Source organism: Mesorhizobium sp. RCAM 05104 (assembly GCF_059683645.1).
Genome location: NZ_CM185033.1, coordinates 5,821,806 through 5,844,407, shown reverse-complemented (window position 1 = coordinate 5,844,407; position 22,602 = coordinate 5,821,806). Strand labels below are relative to the sequence as shown.

Below are 22,602 nucleotides of genomic sequence, written 5' to 3'. Positions count from 1 at the left end.
CGGCGCTCGCTGGCTATCGCAACGCCACCCACACCGGCGCGTGGTCGCTGGCGCCGTCCTGCCCACGCACGTCGCGGTCGATGCCGGCGGCGATGAGCCGGCGCGCCAGCGTCTTCGACAGCAATATGTGGTCGAGCCGCAAGCCCGCGTCGCGCGGCCAGCGGTTCCGGCGGTAATCCCAGAACGTGTAGAGCGTCTCCTTCGGGTGCTTCTTGCGCAGCGCATCCGTCCAGCCCTGCTCCAGCAGCGCTGCGAAGGCGGCGCGGCTTTCCGGCTGCACCAGCGCATTGTCGTCATAGGAGCGGGTGGGGTAGATGTCGCGCGGCTCGGGCACGATGTTGTAGTCGCCGGCGAGCACGACGGGCAGGCCGGTGTCGATGAGTTGTTCGGCATGCGCCTCGAGCCGCGCGTGCCAGGCGAGCTTGTACTGGAATTTCGGCCCCGGCTGCGGGTTGCCGTTCGGGGCGTAGAGGCAAGCAATGACGATGCCATTGACGGCTGCCTCGATATAGCGGCTCTGCCGGTCCGCATCATCGCCGGGCAAGGCATCGCGGGTCAGGACGGGTTCGGCGCCGCGCGCGAGGATGGCGACGCCGTTCCAGGTCGGCTCGCCTTTCCACACAGCGCCATAGCCGGCGTCGGCGAGCGCGGTACGCGGAAACTGCGTGTCGCGCGCCTTGAGTTCCTGCAGGCAGACGACATCGGGTTTTGCCGCCACCAGCCACGCCAGGAGGTTTTCGAGCCGGCTGTTAATGTTGTTGATGTTGAAGGTGGCGATTTTCATTGCGTGCATGAAAGCAGGAAGCTGAAGAGGGTCGCAAGGGTGGTTGAACTTATGCGTTGGGTGCTGGCCAATGGCCACTGTCCGTACTGCCCCTCATCCGCCTGCCGGCACCTTCTCCCCGTGAAGAACGGGGAGAAGGGTCAAGCTCCAGCGCTGGCGCCCCCTCTCCCCGTTCTTCACGGGGAGAGGGTAAGGGTGAGGGGCAGCGCCAACATCGGAATGAGTGGCTCGACCGATCTTCCTAAATCCGCGCCGTCCACGCCTTCACAGTCTCGGCCAGCGTCATCAAATGATCGGCCGTCGAAAAGCCCGAAACGCTCTTGCGCGGCTTGAGGTCGTGGTCACCATCCTCCAGCCAGATGACCTCTATGTTGTCGGAAAGGTCGTAGGTCGCCACCTCATCGCGCGTGCCGAACTCGTCGCGCGTGCCTTGAAAAATCAGCGTCGGCGTCTTCAGCCCTATCAGATGCTTCGTGCGCAACTGGTCAGGTTTGCCGGGCGGATGGAAGGGATAGCCGAGGCACAGCAGACCCGAAATCTCCCCCTTGGCAAACATCTCGTCCGCGACCATCGAAGCGACGCGCCCGCCCATCGACTTGCCGCCGATGATCAGCGGACCAGCCACGCCCTTGGCCCGGAGGTCGGCGATCGCCTTGATGTATTCGGGGTTCACCGTTTCGGCGCGCGGCGGCGGCTTGCGATGACCGTAACGGCGTGCGGCCATGTAGTGGAACTCGAAGCGGGCGACCTGGAAGCCGGCCGCCGCCAGCGCCTTGGCCGTCGCGGTCATCGAAGGAGAATCCATCGGCGCGCCCGCGCCATGCGCGAGCAGGATGGTGACGGGGGCGGTGTCGAAGCCGTCAAAGAGGAAGTGTGTCATGGGGACTCCGACCTCGATGTTCCCTTCTCCCCTTGTGGGAGAAGGTGGCCTCGCGCAGCGAGGTCGGATGAGGGGTGTTCCAGGGAAAACCAGCGTCTCATTCCGTCCAGCACCCCTCAACCGTCTCGGCGCTGCGCGCCGATCCACCTTCTCCCACAAGGGGAGAAGGAACAACCTGCGCAGCGCCCCTCACCCCGCCGTCCGAGCCAGCTGCAGATCGACGAACTGCACTCCCTTGGCCGCCACGCGCGCCCATTCGGACTCCGCGTCGAGTTCGAGATACCGCGCCCACAGCCGGCGCGCCTCCAGCAGATTTCCGGCGTCGAACTCCAGCCGCGCCAGGTTGAACACCGGATCGGCATAGGTCTTGTCGAGCGCGATCGCCTTCTGCAGATGCCTCCGCGCCGAGGCGTCGCGGCCTTGCTCGCTCATCAGCCCGGCGAGGTTGAACCAGGCTTCGACGAAGGCCGGGTCGAGTTTTATGGCGCCGATATAGTCGTGCGCGGCCTCCGCCGCGTGGCCGCCGGCGCGCAGGCAGTTGGCGCGGTTGAAGGCGGCGATGGCGTCGCTCGGGTCGATGGCAAGGCAGCGCTGGTAGAGCGCGGCCGCCCCATCATGGTCGCCGCCCTCCTCCGCCGCTTCGGCCTCGGCAAACAGCTCTTCCAAAGTGTCGTCGCCGGCTGACCCGGCATTGCCCAGGTCGAACAGCAACTGCCCGTCGAGTTCGCTCTGCCCGCCTTCGAGGTAGATCGCATCGGATCGCCCATACTGCGAACCAACATTGAGCGACTTGGCGGTGAGCGAAGCGACCGGGCCGGAGCGGTGCACGGAGCGCGCGATCGATCCCCAAGTCGCGCCGCCGGCCACCAGCCCGGCATATTTGCGCGCCAGGATCAGGTCGCGGAAGGAATAGGGTTCATTGTCATGCTCGAAGGCGTCGAACAGCGACAGCAAATCGAGGTCGGCACCTGACAGCCGCGACTGCTCGATCAGCGATTGCCGCGACAGCGAGGAGGCCTCCGGCGCCTTCATCAGCCCGAGCAGGCGCAGGAAACCGTTCTCGCTGATCAGCGTTCGCCCGGCTGTGCGCTCGGCGGCAGCGCGGCGCTCGATCTCGGCATCGCCGTTCTTGGCCGGCCCGGCCTTGGCGAGAAAAGTCCGGCCGAACACGACATGCGTGGTGCGCCTGGTGACGCCGCGCCGCAACTGGCCATGCTGGCGCTCGACCTCGCGCGCCGCCAGTCTCAGCGGAAACGCCGCCAGCGCGCCGATCGTGCCGAAGACGGCCCCCGGCACCAGGACGGCTTGTGCCGTCATTTCTTGCTCTTGCCGACCGCCTTGAGCAGATTGGCCTTCAGCGGATTTTCAGCCGCACCACCCGCGGCAGCCTTCTTGGCGGCGGGCTTGGCTGCCTCGTCGGCCTTGCTCTTCGACTTGGCAGGCGGCTTCGACTGCGACAGGCTCGCCTTCAGCGCGTCCATCAAATTGATGACATTGCCGCGTTCGGGCGCCGCCGCGATGATCGGCTTGTGGCCCTTCAGCTTCTCGCGGATCATCGCCATCAGCGCGATCTCGTAGCGGTCCTCATAGTTCTTCGGATCGAAGGTGGTTTCCTTCTGCTTGATCAGCGCTTCGGCCAGTTCGAGCATTTCCGGATCGGGCTTGCCGGCCGGGATGTTGCCGAAATACTCAGCCGTGCCGCGCACTTCGTTCGGGTTCCTCAAGGTGCACACGAACATGCCGTTTTCGCGCGCGCCGATCGTCACCACCCGCTCGCGGCTGGACAGCACAAGGCGGGCAATCGCCAGCTTGCCGGATTTGCGCATGGCTTCGCGCAGCACGGCGAAGGTTTCCTCCGCCATGGCGCCATCCGGCGCCAGGTAATAGGGCGCGTCCTGATAGATGACGTCGACCTCGCCTTCGTCGACGAAAGCCTCGATGTTCATAGTGTGGTTGGATTCGATGCGCACCGCGTCGAGGTCGGCATCATCGATGATGATGTACTGTTTGTCCTCGTATTCGTAGCCCTTGACCAGATCCGAACGCTCGACCAGCCCGAGTTCCGGGTCGACCGGCTTCATGTTGATGCGGTTGTGGGTCTTCTTGTGCAGCTGGTTGAAGCTGATGCGCTCGCTGGTCGTCGTCGCCGGATAGAGCCGGACCGGACAGCTGACGAGGCTGAGCTTGAGGTAACCTTTCCAACTTGCCCTGGGCGCCATGAAACACTCCTACGCGGCCATGCACTGACATTGACTGCAGCGCTTTTCGTCCGAAGGACGAACAAGGCTGCGCAAATCCTACACCGACCCCGCACGATACCGGCAAATCCCTGACGAAATCTTCCATCTCGCCGGAGGGGTCGGGGGCGGAGAATAATTCAAATTGTCGGAAGCGTCGATGGCGGGCGAGGAAGTAGCCGTCCTTCCCTTCGTCATCCTAGGGCGGAGCAAGGAGCGAAGCGACGCGGCGCAGACCCTAGGATCCATGCCGGAACCTGAGAGCCCCACAACGGTGCGGAAAGCTCACCATCCAGTTCCCTGAAAGAGTTCGAACCAGTCTGGATTCGCCTTCTCGATCAGGTCGATCTTCCACTGGCGCGGCCAGCGTTTGAGTGATTTCTCCCGCTGGATGGCGTCGGTGATGTCGAAATATTCCTCGTACCATACCAGTCGCTGCACACCGTAGATACTGGTGAAGCGCGAGCCTTGGCCAGACTTGTGTTCGGGCATGCGTCGGCCAAGGTCGTTGGTCACACCGATGTAGATCGTGCCGCGTTTCTGACTCGCGGTCATATAGACGTAGCCGGTCATGTGGTCACGATAACGAATAGCACGATCGCCAACCATCCTGATGTGCGCATTCTAGGGTCAACGTCACGGCATGGATCCTAGGGTCTGCGCCGCGTCGCTTCGCTCCTTGCTACGCCCTAGGATGACGAAAGATGGGTAGGCAAATCCCGCGCAAAATCCCCGATATCCGCCCACGGATCGCCCGAAGTCGCCAACAGCCCCGGCAGGGAGGAATAGTTCAGATCCTGCGGTGCATCGATGCTCTCCAGGTCCGTCCAGCTCACCGGTGTCGAGGCCGGCAGGTTGGTGCGGGCGCGCAAGGAGTACGGCGCCGCCGAGGTGTGGCCGCGCGCGTTGCGGTGATAGTCGATGAAGATGCGCCTCTTGCGGTTGTCCTTGCCCATGGTGGTGGTGAAGGTGTCGGGCGCGGTGGCCGCCAGACGCGTGGAGATGGCACTGGTTGCCTGGTGCAGCTTCTTCCAGTTCTGCTTGCACGTCACCGGCACGGTGATGTGGATGCCGCTGCCGCCGGACGTCTTGGCGAAGGGCACCAGCCCCAGACCCTCCAGCTCGGCCTTGATGTGCACGGCGGCCTCGACCACCTCGCGCCAGGAAATTCCCTCGCCCGGGTCGAGGTCGAAGACGATCTGGTCGGGCTTGTCGAGGCTCAAGCGGTGGGTGCCCCAGGTGTGGAACTCGACGACGCCGAACTGCGCCAGCGCCAGATAGCCCTTGGCGCCTTCGACCGAGAGATAGGATTTGGTCTCGCCCTCGGAATTGGTCGCCTCGAAGGTCACCACCGAAGGCGGCATGCCGGTGAAGGCGTGGCGCTGGAAGAAGCAGTCTTTCGGCAGGCCGGTCGGGCAGCGCACCAGCGACACCGGGCGGCCGAGGATATGCGGCAGCATGAAATCGCCGACCAGCGCGTAGTAGACGGCGATGTCGAGCTTGGTCGGGCCGGTCTTGCCGAACAGCCGCCGCGTCGGGTTGGTCACCCAGATGGTGGCAAGGTCGGCCTCCGAGATCAGCCGCTTGCGTTTGGCCGACACCGGCGTCGACAGGCCGACATCGCGCAGGCCGCGAAATACCGCGTGGCGCAGCGCATTGTCCGCCGTGCGGTTGGCATAATGGATGCGGGCAGAGAACAGCGGCTTCACCCAGTTCATCTCGCGCATGATTTCGCGCGGCACGCCCTCGGGCGCGGACGCGCCTGATGTAAGCGGCTCCAGCCGGGAAAGCAGCTCGCTGGCGGTCCCGGCATCGAAGCCGGTGCCGACCTTGCCGCGATAATGCAGCTCGCCATTATCGAATTCGGCGAGGCCCAGTGCCGCCAGCCCCTCGGCCGCGTCCGACGTGGTGTAGCCGGCAATGACGAAATCGCCGCTCTGCAGCGCCTTGGTCTTGGTCCAGCTTTTGGTACGGCCACTCTGATAGGTCGCGGTCGCCCGCTTGGAGACGACGCCTTCCAGCCCGAGTTCGGATGCCTGGTCGTAGAGCCCCTGCCCCGAGCCTTCGACATGATCGGAGAACTGGATGGCGGAATTGGCGCCGAGGCCGGCGAGCAATTCGGCCAGCAGCGCCTTGCGCCGGACGAGCGGCGCTTTCGTCAGGTCCCAGCCATCGAGATGGAGAAGATCGAAGGCGTAGAAATGCAGCTTGCTGCCGGCGCCTTCGGCCAGCGCGTCCTGCAGCAACGCGAAGCGGCTGATGCCCTTGGCGTCGAGCACGACGATCTCGCCATCGATGATGGCGTCGCGACACGGCAGTCTGGCGAAGGCATGCGGCAGGTCGCCATAGCGCTTCGTCCAGTCGATGCCGCCACGCGTGATCAGCCTGACCACGCCGTCGCTGAGATGCGCCATGGTGCGGTAGCCGTCGAACTTGATCTCGTGCAACCAGACCTCTCTGGTGTCCTCGCCATCGGGCGGTTTCGGCACCTGTGTCGCCAGCTGCGGTTCGATGCGGCTGAGCGCCGGGGCCTTGAAGGCGCCAGGCAGCGTGCCGGGCTTCAGCGAGCCCGGTCTGGGCGTGGGTTTGGCCGCCGGCTTTGGCGGCGCCACCAGTTCCTCGATGCGCAAACCGGATTTGACGCTTTCCGGCCGTGCTTCCAGGATGTCGAGCTTGGGATCGGCGGCAAGGTCGCGCTCCTTGAACAGCAGCCAGTTTTTCTTCTCGCTGTCCTCGCCGGGCTTGGGTTTCAGCCGCGTCAGCATCCAGCCGCCATTGAGCTTCTCGCCGGCCAGCCGGAACTTGAAGGCGCCGGTGCGCAGGCTCTTCTCGACATCGTCCATCGGCGCCCAGGTGCCGGTGTCCCAGACGATCATCGGCCCGCCGCCATATTCGCCCTCGGGAATGACGCCCTCGAAGTCGATATATTCGAGCGGATGATCCTCGGTCTCGACCGCCAGTCTCTTGTCGGCCGGGTTGAGCGAGGGCCCGCGCGGCACCGCCCAGCTCTTCAGCACGCCGCCGACCTGCAGGCGCAGATCATAGTGATCGGCGGTGGCGTGATGCTTGTGCACGACGAAGCGGTTGCCTTCGTCGGCGACCAGCCCGCCGGCCGGCTCCGGCGTCTTGGAGAATTCGCGCTTGGCACGATAGGTCTGGAGTTTTGGAGGGGTCGTCATGGCATACGCCGTGATCCTTCCCACTGCCCCACCAGCGTTCCGGAACGAGCGGAGATCACGCTCTCAATCGTCGGTAGCCGGCGTCAGTTCGAGCTCGGCCGGCGACAGCCCCTGCCGCAGCTGGGCGAGCCGGAATTCGTCGACCCAGTAGGCCTCGCCGTCGACCAGCACGCGTGCCTGGTAGGCGCCAGCCGAAAAGCTCTGCGCGGTGATGTAGACCTTGTGGCGGTCGAGCGCCTTGCGTACCGCCGCGCGCTTCGAATTCTGGCCGATGACGGGACTGAACATGACGCTGCCCTCGGTCGCCCTGACACGCAACACAGCCGCTTCCGCAGCCTGGCGACTGGGCTCAAGGATGACGGAGACACGCTGTCCTGTCAATTTCGGGTGGCCTGCGAATGCGGCATGACCTCCCGACGAAGTTGCGGGCGGCCCAAACCGGGGCTGTTTTCAGCTTGCCGGCCTGGAACCACCCGCCCGCCTTGCGTCCTTCCCAAGACAGGACACCAGATAGGCGCATCGACGCCAATTCGCCTTGACCTGGATCAAGTGCCAAACGCGCCGGAGAGGTCCGAGGCGATGTGATGCGTCAGTTCGCTGGTACGGCCACGGGAGCCGATGCGGGCGCCTTCAGTTCTTCAATCGCCGCAAGCCGCGCACCAGTCCCTGGCCGGCCTTGAACAGGCGCGGGTTGGAGCGCACGAAAAGCTCGGCCCGCTCGCGAAGCGCCGCGACGGCGGCCACGCCCTTGCCGAGCGGCGTCAGCGTTTCGTCGATCTTGGCCAGAACCGAACTCTCGGCGCCGAACTGTTCCTTGTAGGGCTGGCTGCCAACCGACAGGTCGAAATAGTCGAAGCCCTGCCGGAGCGCCCATTCCATCAGCCTGCCGATGATCGCCAGGCCCGGTGAGGCGTTGACCACCACCTCCTGGTCTATTCCGATCAAGAGGGCATGCAAGGTGCCCTGCCGGGCCAGCGTGTACTGGCCGGCGACCCAGTCCTCGCCGGCGCGCAATCCGAACACCCGCACCGATCCGTCGGACAGGCCCTGAAGCGCCGCGTTTCGGTAGAAATCGACGACCGCCGGCCGCGCCAGCAGGTCGAAACGCCCCAGTTGCCGAAAGCGCCGGAGCCGCATCTCGACCAGGGCACCGAAGATGAGCTCCACCAGCGCTGGCGTGTCGGCCTCGACCACCTCCACGCTGCCGTGCCGTTCAAGCCGGCGCCAGTCCTTGTTGAAGGTCTTGACGAAGGACGGCCTGCCGTGGCGCTTGATCAGGGTCTCCGGATCGCCCTCCAGAACGAGCCCGGAGGTGATGAGGCTGGAATCGGCGGCGGACGCCAGCATCGCCAGTGGATTGTCCACGCCGTGAATCTCTCGCGGAATTCCCGTGATATGGATGCGGTCCGCCGGCGGCAGGACGGATCGGATCGCCGCCCACGCCGCCTCGGCGGCTTGCCGGGTCCAGGGGCTCCTGTCGGCCAGCAACGGCGCGGAATAGTCGCAGACGCCGCAGCTCAGCCATTCGATCACCCGATGTCCGAACCTCGAGCTCCGCATCAGCGGCATCAGCATCTTGAGTTCGCCGGTACCGGCGTCGGTCACTTCCACGACCAGCAGTTCGGCGCCTTCAGGCATCAACCGTTTGGCGATCCCCTCTACCCACGCATAGGATTGATGGGCGGTGCACACGCCCTCGGCCTGGCACCGAAGCCAGAGCGGCATGACCGTGTCCAGGCTGGTGTGCAGCCGAGCCGTGTAGACGCCCTGGGCAACGCCGGCGCCGTGGCCCAGAACCTGGCCGCCAGGTGTCGGCGAGCCAGCTGCGGGCGCTGTCGCCATTGTCGGGATCGACATGTCCGTCACCTATCTTTTTCCCGTGGCAAGCGGGACGTGTTCGGCCCGTCGCCACGACGTTGACTGGCCATCATGGCGGTCGTCCCTCGGCTCGAGCGCCCGCATGTGGCGGCGTGCGAAATACCATGAGGCCAGAAGCACGACGATCTCGGAGGCAGCGGCACCGGCGAGCGACCATGGCGGAGACGCGATCGCCAGCAGGATGGCGATCAGGACCAGTCCGACGATCGCGCCGGCCGTCGTGATGAAGGCGACCATCCGGAAGTCGCCGAGGATCTCGAGGATGACGCGGGGCATGATGTAGAGCATGATCGGCACATAGTTCGCGATCGCCAGCAGCCCGATGAAACCTATCGAGGCATCCGCGAGGGCCTGGGATTTTATCATCGGCAAGACGAACAATATGCCGCATCCGTAGACGAGGCTGCCGAGCCCCATCACCAGGGCCCATACCTTGGCTTGCGTCCAGACGCGGCCGACTTCGTTCTTCGCCATCAGCTTCGCGAGTTCCGGCTGGATCATGTTCATGAAAGCCAGGCTGATGATGCGCAGCGGGCCAAACAGCACGAGAACCGCCGCCAGTGGCGCGTAAGCGGCCGGTCCGGCAATACCCGCGACCAGCAGCGCCAGGCACTGCCCCTGGATGTTGGTGGTGGTGGCGCTGAACCCCGACCAGCGCAACTGCGGCCAGAGCCTGGCGTAGCGTCGCCGGGCCGGCATGCGGAAGCTGATGCGAAGCGTCCGCCGCGCCAGCCGGACCAGCACGACGATGCCAATGAGGTTGGCCGCCGCCAGTGCATAGAACGACGCTTGCAGCACGTCCGCGGCCACCCAGATCGCCAGCGCGGTCAACGCGATGCCCGCGACCGTGAAGACGAAGTCGCTGATGGAGACAATCATCTGTTGGCGGCGCGCGAAGAATGCCGTGCGCATATAACTGCGCAGCGACCAGGCGCCGACGAAGCAACCGGCGGCGACACCGCTTGCCTCACCCCAAAGCTGCATCAGCAGCGCCGTGGCGGCGGCCATGACCAGCGCCACGACGAGTGCCGCCGTTCCGAAAGTGACATCATGTGCGTCGACGCCGGCGCGGTTGGTGCTCTTGCCCATCCATATGCTGGCGGGCACGGCGGTCAGCGACCGGATGTAGGACAGGCCGACGCCCCCCATCACCATGGCGATGGCGAAGATGCCGTAGCCCTGCGCCGACAGCACATGCAGCAGCGCGATGTTCAGCGCGAAGTGAAAGCCGCTCTGCATGGCCTCGCCGCCGATCATCAGCACGAGACGCCGCAGCAGATGGGCGGGAAACGCGAACGTCACGAACTGGTCTCCGCTTCGCGGGCGACATGCGCCCGGCCAGGCTTCGCCAGCGCCGCCCTCAGCTTGTCCGTGGCGATCGCCACGATCGCCGCCGCCGCCACCTGTTCGCTGAAAAGCTCCTCGTAGCGCGACCGCCCCGCGGCGACGAAACCACGCCAGGCGTCCGGCCGCAGGATGATCTCCCGCAGTTTGCCGGCCAGCGCCGCGGCATCGCCCGGCGGAACATGCCAGCCCGTCTCGCCATCGATGACCACTTCCACCAGCCCGCCGATCGCCGACACCAGCGGCGGACGGCCATGGGCCATTGCCTCGATGGCGACGCGACCCAAAGATTCCGGACGCCGCGACGGCACGGTGACGATATCGGCCCAGCGGTAATGCTCCGAATGGTCCGGCACGAAAGGCAACACGCTGACGCGTCCGGCCAGGCCCATGCTCTCGACCAGTTCGGCCAGCGCGCGCTCGCGCTCGGCGCTTTCGAAGGCGCCGCCGACCAGCCGCACCTCGATCCGCGACCGCAATTCCGCCGGCATCGAAGCGATCGCCTCCAGCAGGACTTCCTGGCCCTTGATCCTGTTGACGCGGCCGAGCAGCAACACCCGCAACGGGCGCTTGCCATCATAGGTCATCGCTTCGGCGGCCGCCGGCCCGGCGACACCGTTGTAGACGACATGCGTGCGCGAGCCCTTGGGATCGCCGAACGCGGCGCGCGTCGCGCGCGAGTTGAAGATGAGATCGGCATGGCTCCAGCGCATCAGGCCGACAAGTACCCGGCGCATGGCGCCTTCGGGGATCTCGTGGATATGCAGGACGGCCTTGCCGGGGACAAAGCGCGCGGCCAGCGCGTAATCGGCCACGATCGAGGTGTTGATGTAGGTGAGATCGCAATCCCTGAGGCGGCGCCATGCCCTCAGCACCGCCATCGGCAGCCGCGCCATCTCGACCGTCGCCAGGCGCAGTATGGCTTGGCGCCTCAGCACCCAGAGCGGTTCGAAGACGATCCGGCTGGCATGGCCCTCCAGGATCCGTACGATCGGCCCGCTGCGCGGCAGCACCACTTCGATGTCGGCCGACGGAAACGCGGCGCGCAGCGCGGCGACGCTCTCCGCGAAGCTGCGGTCGGAACCATAGAGTTCATATCCCTGATGAACGCAGGCAATCCGCATCTTTGTATCCCGCCAGGTGCCGCAACCATCGCGCTAGCCGGAGGCGTGCTGGAACCTTGTCGCAAGAACCATGCCTGGTTGATCCGTCCGGCCGCCGGACGCCAAATCCCTGGCAATGCCTCGTTTCGACACAGATACGCACAGAAGGGTTGATCGATAATGAAACAACCACCGGGTTCAATACAGTTTTTTTACAACCCGGCGCGATGATCATCCGCCCGGACGCCGAAATCGGGAGATGGCACGGAAGTTGCGCTTCCGCTTCCTGATGATGCAGCAGTCGCTAATATACATGGAATCGACCCGAAAGTTCCGCCGGCCATGAAACCAGAGACGCCCGCCATTCTGATCCTGGGGACGCGCGGCATACCGGCGGCCCATGGCGGCTTTGAAACCTTCGCCGAAAGACTGGCTCTCTTTCTCGCCGCAAGAGGCTGGAAGGTCGGCGTCTACTGCCAGCAGGAGGTCGACCGGATCGAGCAGAGGGTGCGCAGCGAAACCTGGCGCGGCATCGAGCTCATCCATGTCGAGGTCGCCTCCAGGGGGCCGCGCGCGACACTGGAATTCGACTGGCAATGCGCCCGCGACGCCGCCAGGCGGCCGGGCGTCTGCCTCGTCCTCGGCTACAATGGCGGGATCTTCCTGATCTGGCTCAGGCTGATGCGACGCAAGATCATCACCAACATGGACGGCATCGAGTGGCGCCGCCCCAAATGGGGGATGGCGGCGCGCACCTGGTTCTGGCTCAACGAATGGATCGCCGCCTGGACCTCGCATCGCCTGGTCGCCGATCATCCCGCGATATCAGATCATCTGGCGACGCGCCGGCCGCGCAGCGCCATCGCCACCATCGCCTATGGCGCCGATCCGGTGACATCGGCGCCCGAGGCGCCGGTTCGGGCACTCGGCCTCGAGCCCGGGCGCTATTTGATCTCGATCGCGCGCATCGAACCCGACAACAACATCCTGCCCATCATCGAAGCCTTTTGCAGCCGCAAGCGCGACATGAAGCTGGTGGTGCTGGGAACGCTTTCCGACGAAATCCCCTATCACGTCGCCGTCCGCGAGGCGGCGAATGGCTCGGTGGTTCTGCCGGGCGCCATCTACGACCAGGACACGGTGAAGGCGCTGCGCTTCCACGCGCGCGCCTATCTGCACGGCCACACCGTCGGCGGCACCAACCCGTCGCTGGTCGAGGCGCTGGCCGCCGGCAACATGGTGATCGCGCACGACAATCCCTACAACAGGTGGACCGCCGGGGCTGCCGCCATCTATTTCACCGACACCGCCAGCTGCGCCGAGCGAATGCAACAGGCGCTGGACGACGATGCCCTGGTCGCCGCCTGCGGCAAGGCCGCCAGGGCGCGTGCCAATGAAGCCTTCCGCTGGGAGGACGTCCTGCTCGCCTACGAGCGTGAAGCCTACCGGCTGCTCGGCATGACCGCCGCCGAGGCCGTCACGATCGATCGTCCATCGCCCGGCACCGCATGACGGGCTGGTCGCGCCGTCGGGTACTCAAGGCAGCGCTGTCCACGGCGGCGGCGCTGGGTTCCGCCCCGATCGCACCGTCCGCCCGCGCCGCCGAGACGCCGCATTTTCGCCGCGGCGTCAACGCCTGGCCCTGGTTTTCGCTGACACGTGAATTTCCGGCACCTCGCACCGATTTCGACTGGCCGCCATTCCAGTCGCAACGGCCGGTTCCGACATCGGCCGATCTGCGCCGGTTGCGCGAGACCGGACTGGATTTCATCCGCTTGCCCGTCGATCCCGGTCCCTTCCTGGCGGCCGACACGACGTCCCGCGGCCAGTTGCTGGACATGCTGGACAAGGCCGTCACCGCCACGCTCGACGCCGATCTCGGCATCATCGCCAACGTGCAAGCCAACGGCGCCACCCACTATTGGAACCCTGACCGCATGGTCTCCAGCATCGCCGCGCCCGCCTTCGATCTCTACCGGGGGCTGATCGGCGAGCTTGCCGGCAGGCTGGAGCGGTTCCAGCCCGGCAAGGTGGCGCTCGAGCCGGTCAACGAACCGCCGCAGGCCTGCGCGTCCAACGTCTGGTCGCAGGTCCAGCACGCGCTGCTGACCGCGGCAAGGGCATCGTCCGCGACCTTGCCGCTGGTCGTCACCGGCGGCTGCGGCTCGATGGTCGGCGGGCTGACCGCGCTCGATCCGGTACCGCTGTCGACCTTCGAGCCGATCCTGTTCACCTTCCATTTCTACGAACCCTATCTGTTCAGCCACCAGGGCGCGCCATGGATGCGCGAGCCCGTCTACCGCTCGCTCAACAACGTGCCATGGCCGGCATCCGCCGGTTCGTTGGAAGAGACGCTGGCGTCCGTCAGGGCGCGTATGGCGCAGGACACCGAAACGACCGACGCGGCCAAGCACGCCGCCTATGCGCAAACCGAACGCGTGCTGAAGGTCTATTTCGACGCCCGGCCCGACCGGGGCTTCGTCGACAAATATCTTCGCCAGGTTCGCGCCTGGGGCGACGCCCATGGCGTGGCGCCGGAACGCATCGTCATGGGCGAGTTCGGCGCGCTGCGCACCGACGCCCGCTATGTGGCCGCGCCCAACCCCGATCGCGCGCGCTACATCGCCGACGTGCGCCAGGGCGCCGAGGATCTCGGCTTTGGCTGGGCATTCTGGAATCTGTTCGACGGCATGGGGATGATGGACGACACCACGCGCGCGCTCGACCCCGCCATCATCGACGCCCTTGGCCTGACCATGCCGGCGGAGTAGGGTCAAAAACCCAATCACTCCGAACGACCCGAAGTCGACTTACGTCTTCCACGAAGCGAACGTCAACTTTGCGCCGCATGTCGGCCGCTAAAGTTAATTGTGCCACCGCCTCACAGCGGACATTGGCGACCGCGCTGGAGGTCGAGGGTGCGCTAAAAGCGGTCATGGGGGGTGTGTGGGTGCCCGGCACGGATCGCGTTTTCTGCGATCAAGAGTGCTGTTCCGCTATCCACTTCGGTCACGCTATCGACTCCGGTCACAGAGCTGACGGCCTGCGGTCTTTTGAGTTCACGCATCCCGCTATGCGAATGGGGCTCGTGACCCCGTTGAGCTGATCCGGCAGAGCGCAAGGCGGAAAACCCGCGTGTTGCATCGCGTCCATTATTCGCTTCCGCTCGGAGTCGCTCCACCCAGGTCCATTCACGAAACCTTCGATGGTCAGCTCCGGATATTTCGCAAGGCCCTTGGCAACCCAGGTCCTGGCCTCCTCGCCACGGCCAAGTTCAACATAAACGGCAGCGCGAACGATCCAGGAGAAGCTGTTATAGCTTTCGAGCGGCAGGCGCTCCAGAACGTGCAGCGCATCCTCGTATCGTCCCGCCATGAAATAGGCGTAGCGGAATCCCAACGCGGCCCCATTCGGGTAGTTGGGATTGAGCCGGATTGCCTTGTCGGCGGCCTCCGCTCCGCGCTCGGGTTTTCCGAAGGCGTTTGCCCACAGCGAATAAAGGGTCATGATGTCGGCTGAGCCGGGATTCAGGCGAAGGGCGATGTCGAACTCCGCCTCTGCCCGTTCGAAATTGTCCATGTGTCCAAGGACGAGGGCCATGATCGCGTGCGCAAGCGCGTCTTGCGGATCAATGGCGAGACCAGTTTCGGCGGCGGCGAGAGCCTGAGGCAGGACCTCATCGCTATTCGCCCCAAAGCCTGCGAGCGCGTTATAAGCGGAAGCCATCTCGACCCAAGCCCGTGCAAGCTTCGGGTCCGTTGTGACGGCTTGCCTGAAGAGCGGAATGGACGCCTCGATGCTCTCCTTGGTGAAGCGCAGCAGCGATTCCCGACCGCGGAGATAGGTTTCATAAGCAGTTAGATTCTGGGGCTGAAGCCGCAGCCCGGCGATACGATCCGCCTCCGGTATGGCGCCCTTCGCGCTGCCGAGCTGGCTTGTCACTTCATTTGAGATTTCGGCCTGAACCGAGAAAAGGTCGAAAGCAGGCCGATCCCAGCGCTCCGACCAGAGACTTACAGCCGTCGCTGTGTCGAGGAGTTCTGTCGTCACGCGAATCTGGTCATGGTCGCGTTGGACCGAGCCCTTCAGCACATAGCGCACGTTCAGGTCGCGCCCGACGTTACGAACATCGATCGGCGATCCGGCATAAGTGCTGCTCGAGTTCCAGCCAATGACCTCAATATCGCGATAGCGCGAGAGGTCTGTGATGATGTCCTGACCGATCCCGCTTGCGAACCGTTTGGTGGTCTCATCGCTGTCAAAGACATCGAACGGAAGCACGGCAATCGACGGATTGCCCTCCAGCGTCTTTTGGGACGGCCTGATGTGCCAGATTGTGACCCCGATGATGCTCAGAGCCGCAACGACGGTGAACGCGAGCGAAGCCCGGAGTGGTTTTCGCGTATGCCGTGCCGACATTGCGTCGAGCATTGGCATCGTTGCCTTAGGTGACGACTCCTCAAACCCCGCCGGCGCCGACCCCGCCGGATGTTTCTCACCGTTCACTGACAGCACAAGCCGGTAGCCGCGCTTCGGCGCAGTCTGCAGGATGGCCCGGGCCTCATCGTGGAGGGCGCGCCGTATCTCGTGAATGCACTGAAATAGGCTGTCCTCGGTGACAGCGATGCCGAGCCAGACGGCCTCGATCAATTCGTCCTTGGTCACGAGGCGATCGGCATTCTGCGCCAAGTAGCGCAGCACCGCGAAAGCCTGCGGCCGCAAATCGACTGGATTGCCCTCCCGATCGCGCAACGTTTCGTTGCCGAAATCGGCGGTCACGCCGTTGATTGCGAGCGATTGACCTAACCGGATTTCCATTCAGTCTCCCCCCGCAGGTGGGCTCCATTCCTCGGACAGCACTCTACCACGACTTACCGCTGGTGCAGCGTTCACAAAAACATCGCGATTTCCGCTCGCTTCAGGAGAATTTCGGGAAATTTTCGGACGGCCTTCAGGACTTCCCTCACTGGCCGTTATTTTGTGCCACCCAATTGGACGAGCTGACGCACCGCGAGGGACGCGACGGCAAACCGCCGCAAGGGCATCGGAGGATGTGATGCGGTCTGGATCTGTCAGGATCGGGTTTGCATTGCTGGCGGGCGCGTGGCTCACGCGCATCATCCTAATCGCCGTTCACCCTGATCCGGGACACGTTGGATCCAATAGGAGGACTACCCATGAAGCCGCGATTCCTCAACCCACGCCGTGTCGGCATGCTTATGTTCTCACTGTGGGCTTTCCAGCTAACAATGCCCGCCTTGATGCCAGCTCAGGCAGAGCCGGCGGTCGGGGTCACCCCAACCGTTATTGGACGGGCTACGTATGATCCATTTGACCTGCAGTCCGATCTCGGGTTTGCGGCCCAAGCGAAGAGCCCGCTGGACATCGTCGTGCGGACCCATGACTACGCGCCCGGAAGCTCGACGGGATGGCATTCGCATCCGGGCCCGGTCTTCATCACGGTCACTGAAGGCGAAGTGACGTTCTACGAGGGCGACGATCCGACGTGCACGCCAAAGGTGGTCTCGAAAGGCCATGGGTATGTTGATACCGGCCGTGGGCACATCGGGCGAAACGAGTCGGGAGCGCCTGCTAAGGACGTGACAGTCATCTTCGCTCCAGTGGAAAAGTCATTCCGAGCGGAGTTGGATCGTCCGAACACAGCCTGCAAGTTTTAGCGGCAGAATTGTCCGCCTACTCGGGCGAAAGTCCTACCGTCCCAATGCGGACAGGGATCAGCAACTTGAGCTGTCCGCTCTAGGTCAGATTGCGTCGATGCATGGCGAACGTCCGCTTCTCACATCCCAAGCCTCGAAGCCGCGAGTCCGCCACCGGCCCATATCGGCCATTGGCGGCAGCCAGTTGATTGAGCTTTGTGGAACGGCAACAGCATCAAAAAGATGTGGAGCGGTTCTGCGTTTCCATGAAACGAGGAACTGCTCTGACCGGCCTGATCGCCGCGCGTGCGGGCCGGTAGAGGGCAAGGCACAGCACGGCGATCTTGGTGAGCAGCGTGGTCTTGGAGGAGATGCTTTCCGAGGTGTTGAGGAGGATGAGCCAGCCCACGATCGGCAGCCAGACGCCGGGGTGGCAGCGGCGCGCCACCTCATGCATGAACAGCCCGAAGCCGGACATCATCAACAGGGTGAAGAAGGCTCCCTGGTAGACCGTCATGCGGATGAACGGGTTCTCGATACCCCATTCGAGGCCATTGATCCGGCGCAGGCTTTCGACGAGATCGACGCTCGGCCCGACGATCACGTCGCGCAGCTCCAGATATTTGAAGATCTCGAACATCTCGACGCGGGCATTGGCGCTGCCGCCGTCCGAAACGAAGCGGCCAAGCAGCGCATCGAAAAAACCCTGCGAGGCCAGGACAGCGATGGCAACCGGCAGCAGCGCGGCCAGCATGCTCGCCAGCGCGGCGCCGAGCAGGTTGACGCGTCCGGTGCGCAATTTGCGAAAGCCGTGGAAAAGCACATAGCTGCCGCCCAGGAGGATGGTCACCACCATCGCCGACCGGCCGCCGAATGCAACGAGTGCCGCGCATTGCAGGCCAACCATCGCCAGCCGCAGCGGCGCCGGCAGCGATCTCGCGCCGCTGAGCAGCGCCAGCACGTAGATCGACGTCAGCGTGGCATTGACCAGCGGATGCCCCTGCAGCGCGCTTGAACGCAGGTCGGTGGCGAACACCTCGCCGTCGAAGCGATAGGGGAAGAGCAGCGTCTTGGTGGCGAACTCGACCAGCGCCAGCAGCGCGTTGGCCGTCATGATCGCATGAATGACGGTGGGCAGCCGGGCGAATGTCCATTCGTCGTCCTCGCCGAGCAAGAGCACCAGGAGCCCGGACGCCACGAACGTGTCGATCATGCCGGCCATGCCGGGCCGTTGCCTGAGGATGACGACGGCCAGGAGCACGACGGCGATGACGACCATCAGCGTGGTGGCCGGCCGCCGGTCGGCGACGTGGACGCAATAGCCGACCGGATTGCCGAAGGTGCACGAACGCCAGGCAAACAGCAGGATGATGAGATAGGTGGAGGGATGGATCTTGGTCGCCGCGCTGCCCGACAGGCCATCGTAATTGTAGCCCAGCAGCCAGAGCATGCCGCCCGAGACGCTGAACAGCACCGCCACGGCGACGATCAGTCCAACCTGCGTCACCGCATCGACGGAGGCGCCGGCGCGAGGGGCGGCGACGCCACTGAGGGTCGAGGCGGTTCCGCTCCAGCCGGAGGCCATGTCAGGCCACCTCGTCGACCAGCAGCGCGCCTGTCGGCACCCGCCCCATGACGGAAATCGCCTGCACCGTCGCCGTCACGTCACGCATCGGCGTGGCGTTCAGCCTGGCGACGAGCACGATCTCGTCCACCATGGCGACCAGCGGCGAGGCATTCAGGTTCTCGGCGAGCGCGCCGCCATCGACGACGACGAGTTCGAAACTCCGGCTCGCCTGGGTCAGCATGTGCTGCGCGAAGTAGACGCCGTGCGCCTCCTGGAAGACCGCCTTCGGCCGGCCCCTGCCCAGAAGCGCGACGTTGCTGCCCGGGGCATATCGGCTGATGGCTTCAAACGCATACTCGCCGCGCAGCACATCGAGTATCCCGGGCTGCGGGTCCTTCTGGCCGTTGCTGGCGTTGGTGTCGACGAACAGGACGCGGCTGCCCCTGGCAGCCGCGGCGTTGGCGAGCAGGCGAGCGATCCTGTTGCGCTGCGCCGCATCCTCGGGTGGCGACGTCACCAGAATGCTTGGCACCAGCGGCCAGTCCGGCGGACGCCTGCCGGAGGTGAACATGCGCCGCAGCGCCAGGCCGATCACAGCGTCCGCCTTCTGGCTGGCCGCGACGGCCGGGCTCGCGCCGAAAGGCCACCAGCGGCGCCCAGCCTTCGTTCCGGCCGGCAGGATGCCCAGCACGGGGGCATCGATCGCCGACTGCATCTGGTTGCTGGAAAGCACGGTCGGCGAGGAATATTCCGCGATCAGCGCCAGGCCGGTGCCCAGCCCCAATCCGCCAAACACGGCGCCAAACAAGAGCAGCCCCAGTGGCGGCCAGCTCTTCTTCTGGGCCGGCATGGCATCCGAAATGACGCGCGCGTTGGTGCTGTCGACGTTGATCTGCTCGCGCGTTTCCTGGGCCCGCTGGAGGTAGGTCGCGTAGACGGAACGCACCGCTTCGAGGTCGCGCTGCAGTTCGCGCAGCCGCACCGATGCCTGGTCGGTGTCGAGCGACTTGCTCTTCATGCCCGCGACTTTCGCTTCCAGCGCCTGCTGGTTGGCGAGCGCCCGCTCGTAGTCGGTCTCGGCGGCGGTCTGGATGCGGCCGAGCTCGCGCGCGATCAGCCGGCGCGTGTCGCGCAGCTGCTGCTGCGCGGCGATCATCGACGGGTGGCGCGGCCCCAGTTCCGTGCCAAGCTGCGAGACCTGGTCGACAAGCGTCGCTTCCTGTGCCCGCAGGCTCGAAATCACCGAAGAGCGCATCGCTTCCGAGGTCGCATCGGCCGTGCCGTTCTGCTTGCGCAGCTGGTCGACCTGCGCCTTCAGCGTCGCGGTGCGGCTTTGCGCCGCCGAAAGCTGGGTGTTGAGATCGGTGAGTTCCTGGTCGCTGACCAGCGTGCCCGCCGCCATCACCATATTGTTGGCCGCCTTGTAGGCCTCGACGGCGTTTTCGGCCTGTTGGACGCGCTTGCGCTGTTCGTCCAGTCGCGCCGTAATCGATTTCGACGCATCCGTGGCGGCTTGCGCGCGCGCGCTCGCCTGGTCGGCCAGATAGGCCTGCGCGATGGCGTTGGCCAGGAGCGCGGCCTTGTCGGCGCTCTTGGCCGTGACGATCACGTCGATGACCAGCACCTTGTCCGCCCGCTTGACCGCGAGGCGGCTGCGCAGCGCATCGAGGGTCGAGAGCGTCCTGTCCTTCTGGTCCGGACCAGAGCCGAGCAAGCGGGACAGCAGGCCCTGCCCGTTGAATTCCGGATCCGCCGTCAGGTTGGTTGCCTTGATCGCCCGCAGCAGCACGCCCGTGGACTGGACAACGCTGACCTGGCTTTCAACCTGCGTGATGCCGCCGTCGGGTGCCAGCCCGCTCGGATTGATATTGTTGGTGACCACCTGCAGGTCCTGCGGATCGACGATGATTTCCGCCACCGAGTTGTAGAGCGCGGGCGTGAGCAGGCCGTAGAGCAGGGTCGCGAGCGTCAGCAGCACGGCGGTGCCGATGATCCACAAGCGACGGCGCACCAATATGCGCTTCAGGTCGCCGAGCTCGACTGTCGAAGGTGGGTAGGATGCCGCCGATTCCACCGGTCCCGCTTCCGGAAAGTATTGCTGAGGAACGCTGGGCAGAGATGATAGCATAGCTGCCTCCTACAATACTCCATTTGCCTGCAAGACGAAATTGCGGCTTGAGCCTAGCTATTCCTCCAATTGTTAAAACATTATTAATTATGTTCGCAGCTGCTTGGAATTTTGGCACGGGGTTTGCTTAGAAGGAAACCGGAGTGTTGAGATCGCGCGGCAGGAGACCGACATAGATGGGGCAACGTTTGAACCGGGCCGGCCGCGTCGGCAATGACGTGCGGCAGACCGTCGAGCGTCCGATATGCGGGTGAGCCTTCGCCTGGACAGCCAGTGCGTCCGCGCTTTTCACCTCATGCTGCTCCAACGCCTGGCCGCGCTTCCAGACGTGACGGTGTCTGTCGATGCCCGGCCGGCAAGCGGCGGCATCCCGCGCGGCGCGGAGGCCTTGTTCCAACTTGAAACGGCGATACACGGCCTGTCCCGCGACGGGCTGGCGAAACGCGTGCCACTTTCGGACCTCGCTCCCTACCGCGCGGAACGGCCCGCTTCCCCGGACCTGGTGCTCGACCTCAGCGGCGACGTCGATCCGGACGCAACCCGCGTCTGGCGCGTCACCTACGATGGCGCCAGCGGAGAAGAAGCCTTGCTGGCCCTGATCCTCGACGGCCGAACGCCGCTTGCCCGGATCGAGGAGAACGGCGTTGCGATTGCCGCCGGGCGCCTGGGAACCGAATATGGCGGTATCGCGCTCGCCTCCTTCCAGGACATGCTGGCGCGCACGGCAAGCCTGGTCGTCGCGGCAATGACGGGCGCGGCGAAGGCCACTGCCCTGCCGGCGCTGCCCGAGGCGGCGCGGGCTGGCGCCCCGCCGATGCCCTCGGCCGGCAAGCTTGGCGTCAGGGCGGCCAAGGCGCTGGCGCGGCGGATCGTCCAGAAGATCTATCATCTTTGCTACAACGCGCCGCACTGGAAGGTCGGCTGGCGTGAGACCAAGGGCAGGGATCTGTTCGACCTGCGCGCGCACCCGGCATCGGGCTGGCAGGTGCTGCCGGACGACGGCAGCCGCTTCTACGCCGATCCGTTCCCGATCCTGCATCAGGGCAAGCTCACCTTGTTCGTCGAGGACTATATCCACCGGCTCGGCAAGGCCATCATCTCCGCCGTGCCGTTCGGCCCGGCGGGGCCGCTCGGAAGCCCGCAGCCAGTGCTGGAACTGCCCTACCACCTCTCCTACCCCTTCGTCTTCGAGCGCGACGGCGAGGTCTGGATGATCCCGGAGAGCTGCGCCAACGGCACGGTCGACCTCTACCGGGCGACCGCCTTCCCCCGCGGCTGGGTCAAGGAATCAACGCTTCTGTCCGGCGTCGTTGCCAGTGACGCCACGCTGGTCGAGCATGGCGGACGCTGGTGGATGTTCGCCACCGTCAGGGATGGTGGAGGCACCATCCGGGATGGTGGAGGTGCCTTTTCCGACGCACTGCATCTGTGGTCGGCGCCGGATTTTCGCGGGCCCTGGACGCCGCATGCGAACAATCCCGTGCTGATCGATATTGCCTCGGCAAGGCCGGCCGGCCGCATGGTGAAACGCGGCAACGACCTCATCCGCCCCGTGCAGGACTGCCGCCGGAGCTATGGCGCCGCCCTCGGCATCGCCCGCGTTTCACGCCTCGACCCGGGCGGCATGGAGCAGGTCGTTGAGACGATCTTAAATCCCGGTGAGCTATGGAACGGGCGCAAGCTGCACACACTCAACGAGGCGGGAGGCTTCGAGTTCATCGACGGCTCGGCGATCGCGCCGCGCTGGAAGCATCGGCGCGGATTAACCTAAACCTTGCTTACCACCAGCCTCACGCAAAGGTTGCTTGAGGTTGATCGAGGCAGAGAGATACTCGGGACAAGGCC

17 protein-coding genes are annotated in these 22,602 nt (G+C 65.0%); 4 read left to right on the top strand and 13 right to left on the bottom strand.

Features of this window, described 5'->3' with window-relative positions:
- Window positions 1-13: 13 nt before the first annotated feature.
- The 10 genes from AC56QP_RS28590 to AC56QP_RS28545 all read right to left on the bottom strand — a co-directional run bounded on the left by AC56QP_RS28590 (window position 14) and on the right by AC56QP_RS28545 (window position 11,426).
- Complete coding sequence (locus AC56QP_RS28590; RefSeq protein ID WP_489863495.1) at window positions 14-784, bottom strand: exodeoxyribonuclease III; 771 nt, start codon at window positions 782-784, stop codon at window positions 14-16.
- 241 nt (window positions 785-1,025) lie between these two features.
- Entirely contained in the window at window positions 1,026-1,664 is a 639-nt protein-coding gene (locus AC56QP_RS28585) for an alpha/beta hydrolase family protein (RefSeq protein ID WP_489862442.1), read from the bottom strand.
- Window positions 1,665-1,853: 189 nt separating this feature from the next.
- Window positions 1,854-2,981, bottom strand: a complete 1,128-nt coding sequence (locus tag AC56QP_RS28580; RefSeq protein WP_489862443.1) for a tetratricopeptide repeat protein — start codon at window positions 2,979-2,981, stop codon at window positions 1,854-1,856.
- Entirely contained in the window at window positions 2,978-3,883 is a 906-nt protein-coding gene (gene ku / locus AC56QP_RS28575) for a non-homologous end joining protein Ku (protein WP_091585560.1), read from the bottom strand. Before ku ends, AC56QP_RS28580 begins: the two co-directional genes overlap by 4 nt.
- Window positions 3,884-4,186: 303 nt before the next feature.
- Window positions 4,187-4,474 (bottom strand): GIY-YIG nuclease family protein, encoded by a 288-nt coding sequence (locus tag AC56QP_RS28570; RefSeq protein WP_489862444.1) that lies wholly within the window; start codon window positions 4,472-4,474, stop codon window positions 4,187-4,189.
- Between the two features lie 116 nt (window positions 4,475-4,590).
- Window positions 4,591-7,080, bottom strand: a complete 2,490-nt coding sequence (gene ligD / locus AC56QP_RS28565; RefSeq protein ID WP_489862445.1) for a DNA ligase D — start codon at window positions 7,078-7,080, stop codon at window positions 4,591-4,593.
- A 63-nt stretch (window positions 7,081-7,143) separates the two neighbouring features.
- On the bottom strand, window positions 7,144-7,368 hold the full coding sequence (locus AC56QP_RS28560) for a hypothetical protein (protein WP_489862446.1): 225 nt from the start codon (window positions 7,366-7,368) through the stop codon (window positions 7,144-7,146).
- A 342-nt stretch (window positions 7,369-7,710) separates the two neighbouring features.
- Window positions 7,711-8,937 carry a GNAT family N-acetyltransferase gene (locus AC56QP_RS28555; protein WP_489862447.1) on the bottom strand — a complete coding sequence of 409 codons (1,227 nt, stop codon included), beginning with the start codon at window positions 8,935-8,937 and terminating at the stop codon, window positions 7,711-7,713.
- Between the two features lie 9 nt (window positions 8,938-8,946).
- Window positions 8,947-10,260, bottom strand: coding sequence for an MATE family efflux transporter (locus tag AC56QP_RS28550; RefSeq protein WP_489862448.1), 1,314 nt, complete (start codon window positions 10,258-10,260; stop codon window positions 8,947-8,949).
- Window positions 10,257-11,426 (bottom strand): glycosyltransferase family 4 protein, encoded by a 1,170-nt coding sequence (locus AC56QP_RS28545; RefSeq protein WP_489862449.1) that lies wholly within the window; start codon window positions 11,424-11,426, stop codon window positions 10,257-10,259. Before AC56QP_RS28545 ends, AC56QP_RS28550 begins: the two co-directional genes overlap by 4 nt.
- Before the next feature lie 321 nt (window positions 11,427-11,747).
- Here AC56QP_RS28545 and AC56QP_RS28540 point away from each other — a divergent pair, with 321 nt between their 5' ends.
- Window positions 11,748-12,917: a DUF1972 domain-containing protein gene (locus AC56QP_RS28540; RefSeq protein ID WP_489862450.1), complete on the top strand. Its 1,170-nt coding sequence runs from the start codon at window positions 11,748-11,750 to the stop codon at window positions 12,915-12,917.
- Complete coding sequence (locus tag AC56QP_RS28535; RefSeq protein WP_489862451.1) at window positions 12,914-14,176, top strand: glycoside hydrolase family 5 protein; 1,263 nt, start codon at window positions 12,914-12,916, stop codon at window positions 14,174-14,176. The genes AC56QP_RS28540 and AC56QP_RS28535 overlap by 4 nt, the downstream gene beginning before the upstream one ends.
- A gap of 256 nt (window positions 14,177-14,432) precedes the next feature.
- Here the strand turns inward: AC56QP_RS28535 and AC56QP_RS28530 are convergent, their stop codons facing one another.
- Window positions 14,433-16,223: a winged helix-turn-helix domain-containing tetratricopeptide repeat protein gene (locus tag AC56QP_RS28530; protein ID WP_489862452.1), complete on the bottom strand. Its 1,791-nt coding sequence runs from the start codon at window positions 16,221-16,223 to the stop codon at window positions 14,433-14,435.
- 359 nt (window positions 16,224-16,582) lie between these two features.
- Between AC56QP_RS28530 and AC56QP_RS28525 the strand changes: the two genes are divergently transcribed.
- Window positions 16,583-17,083: a cupin domain-containing protein gene (locus AC56QP_RS28525; RefSeq protein ID WP_489862453.1), complete on the top strand. Its 501-nt coding sequence runs from the start codon at window positions 16,583-16,585 to the stop codon at window positions 17,081-17,083.
- Window positions 17,084-17,297: 214 nt separating this feature from the next.
- Here the strand turns inward: AC56QP_RS28525 and AC56QP_RS28520 are convergent, their stop codons facing one another.
- Both AC56QP_RS28520 and AC56QP_RS28515 read right to left on the bottom strand, forming a co-directional pair.
- Window positions 17,298-18,647, bottom strand: coding sequence for a VpsF family polysaccharide biosynthesis protein (locus tag AC56QP_RS28520; RefSeq protein WP_489862454.1), 1,350 nt, complete (start codon window positions 18,645-18,647; stop codon window positions 17,298-17,300).
- Window position 18,648: 1 nt separating this feature from the next.
- Window positions 18,649-20,757 (bottom strand): GumC family protein, encoded by a 2,109-nt coding sequence (locus tag AC56QP_RS28515; protein ID WP_489862455.1) that lies wholly within the window; start codon window positions 20,755-20,757, stop codon window positions 18,649-18,651.
- A gap of 244 nt (window positions 20,758-21,001) precedes the next feature.
- On the opposite strand from AC56QP_RS28515, the gene AC56QP_RS28510 reads away from it, so the two are divergent.
- Window positions 21,002-22,528 carry a glucosamine inositolphosphorylceramide transferase family protein gene (locus tag AC56QP_RS28510; protein WP_489862456.1) on the top strand — a complete coding sequence of 509 codons (1,527 nt, stop codon included), beginning with the start codon at window positions 21,002-21,004 and terminating at the stop codon, window positions 22,526-22,528.
- The last annotated feature ends 74 nt before the right edge of the window (window positions 22,529-22,602 follow it).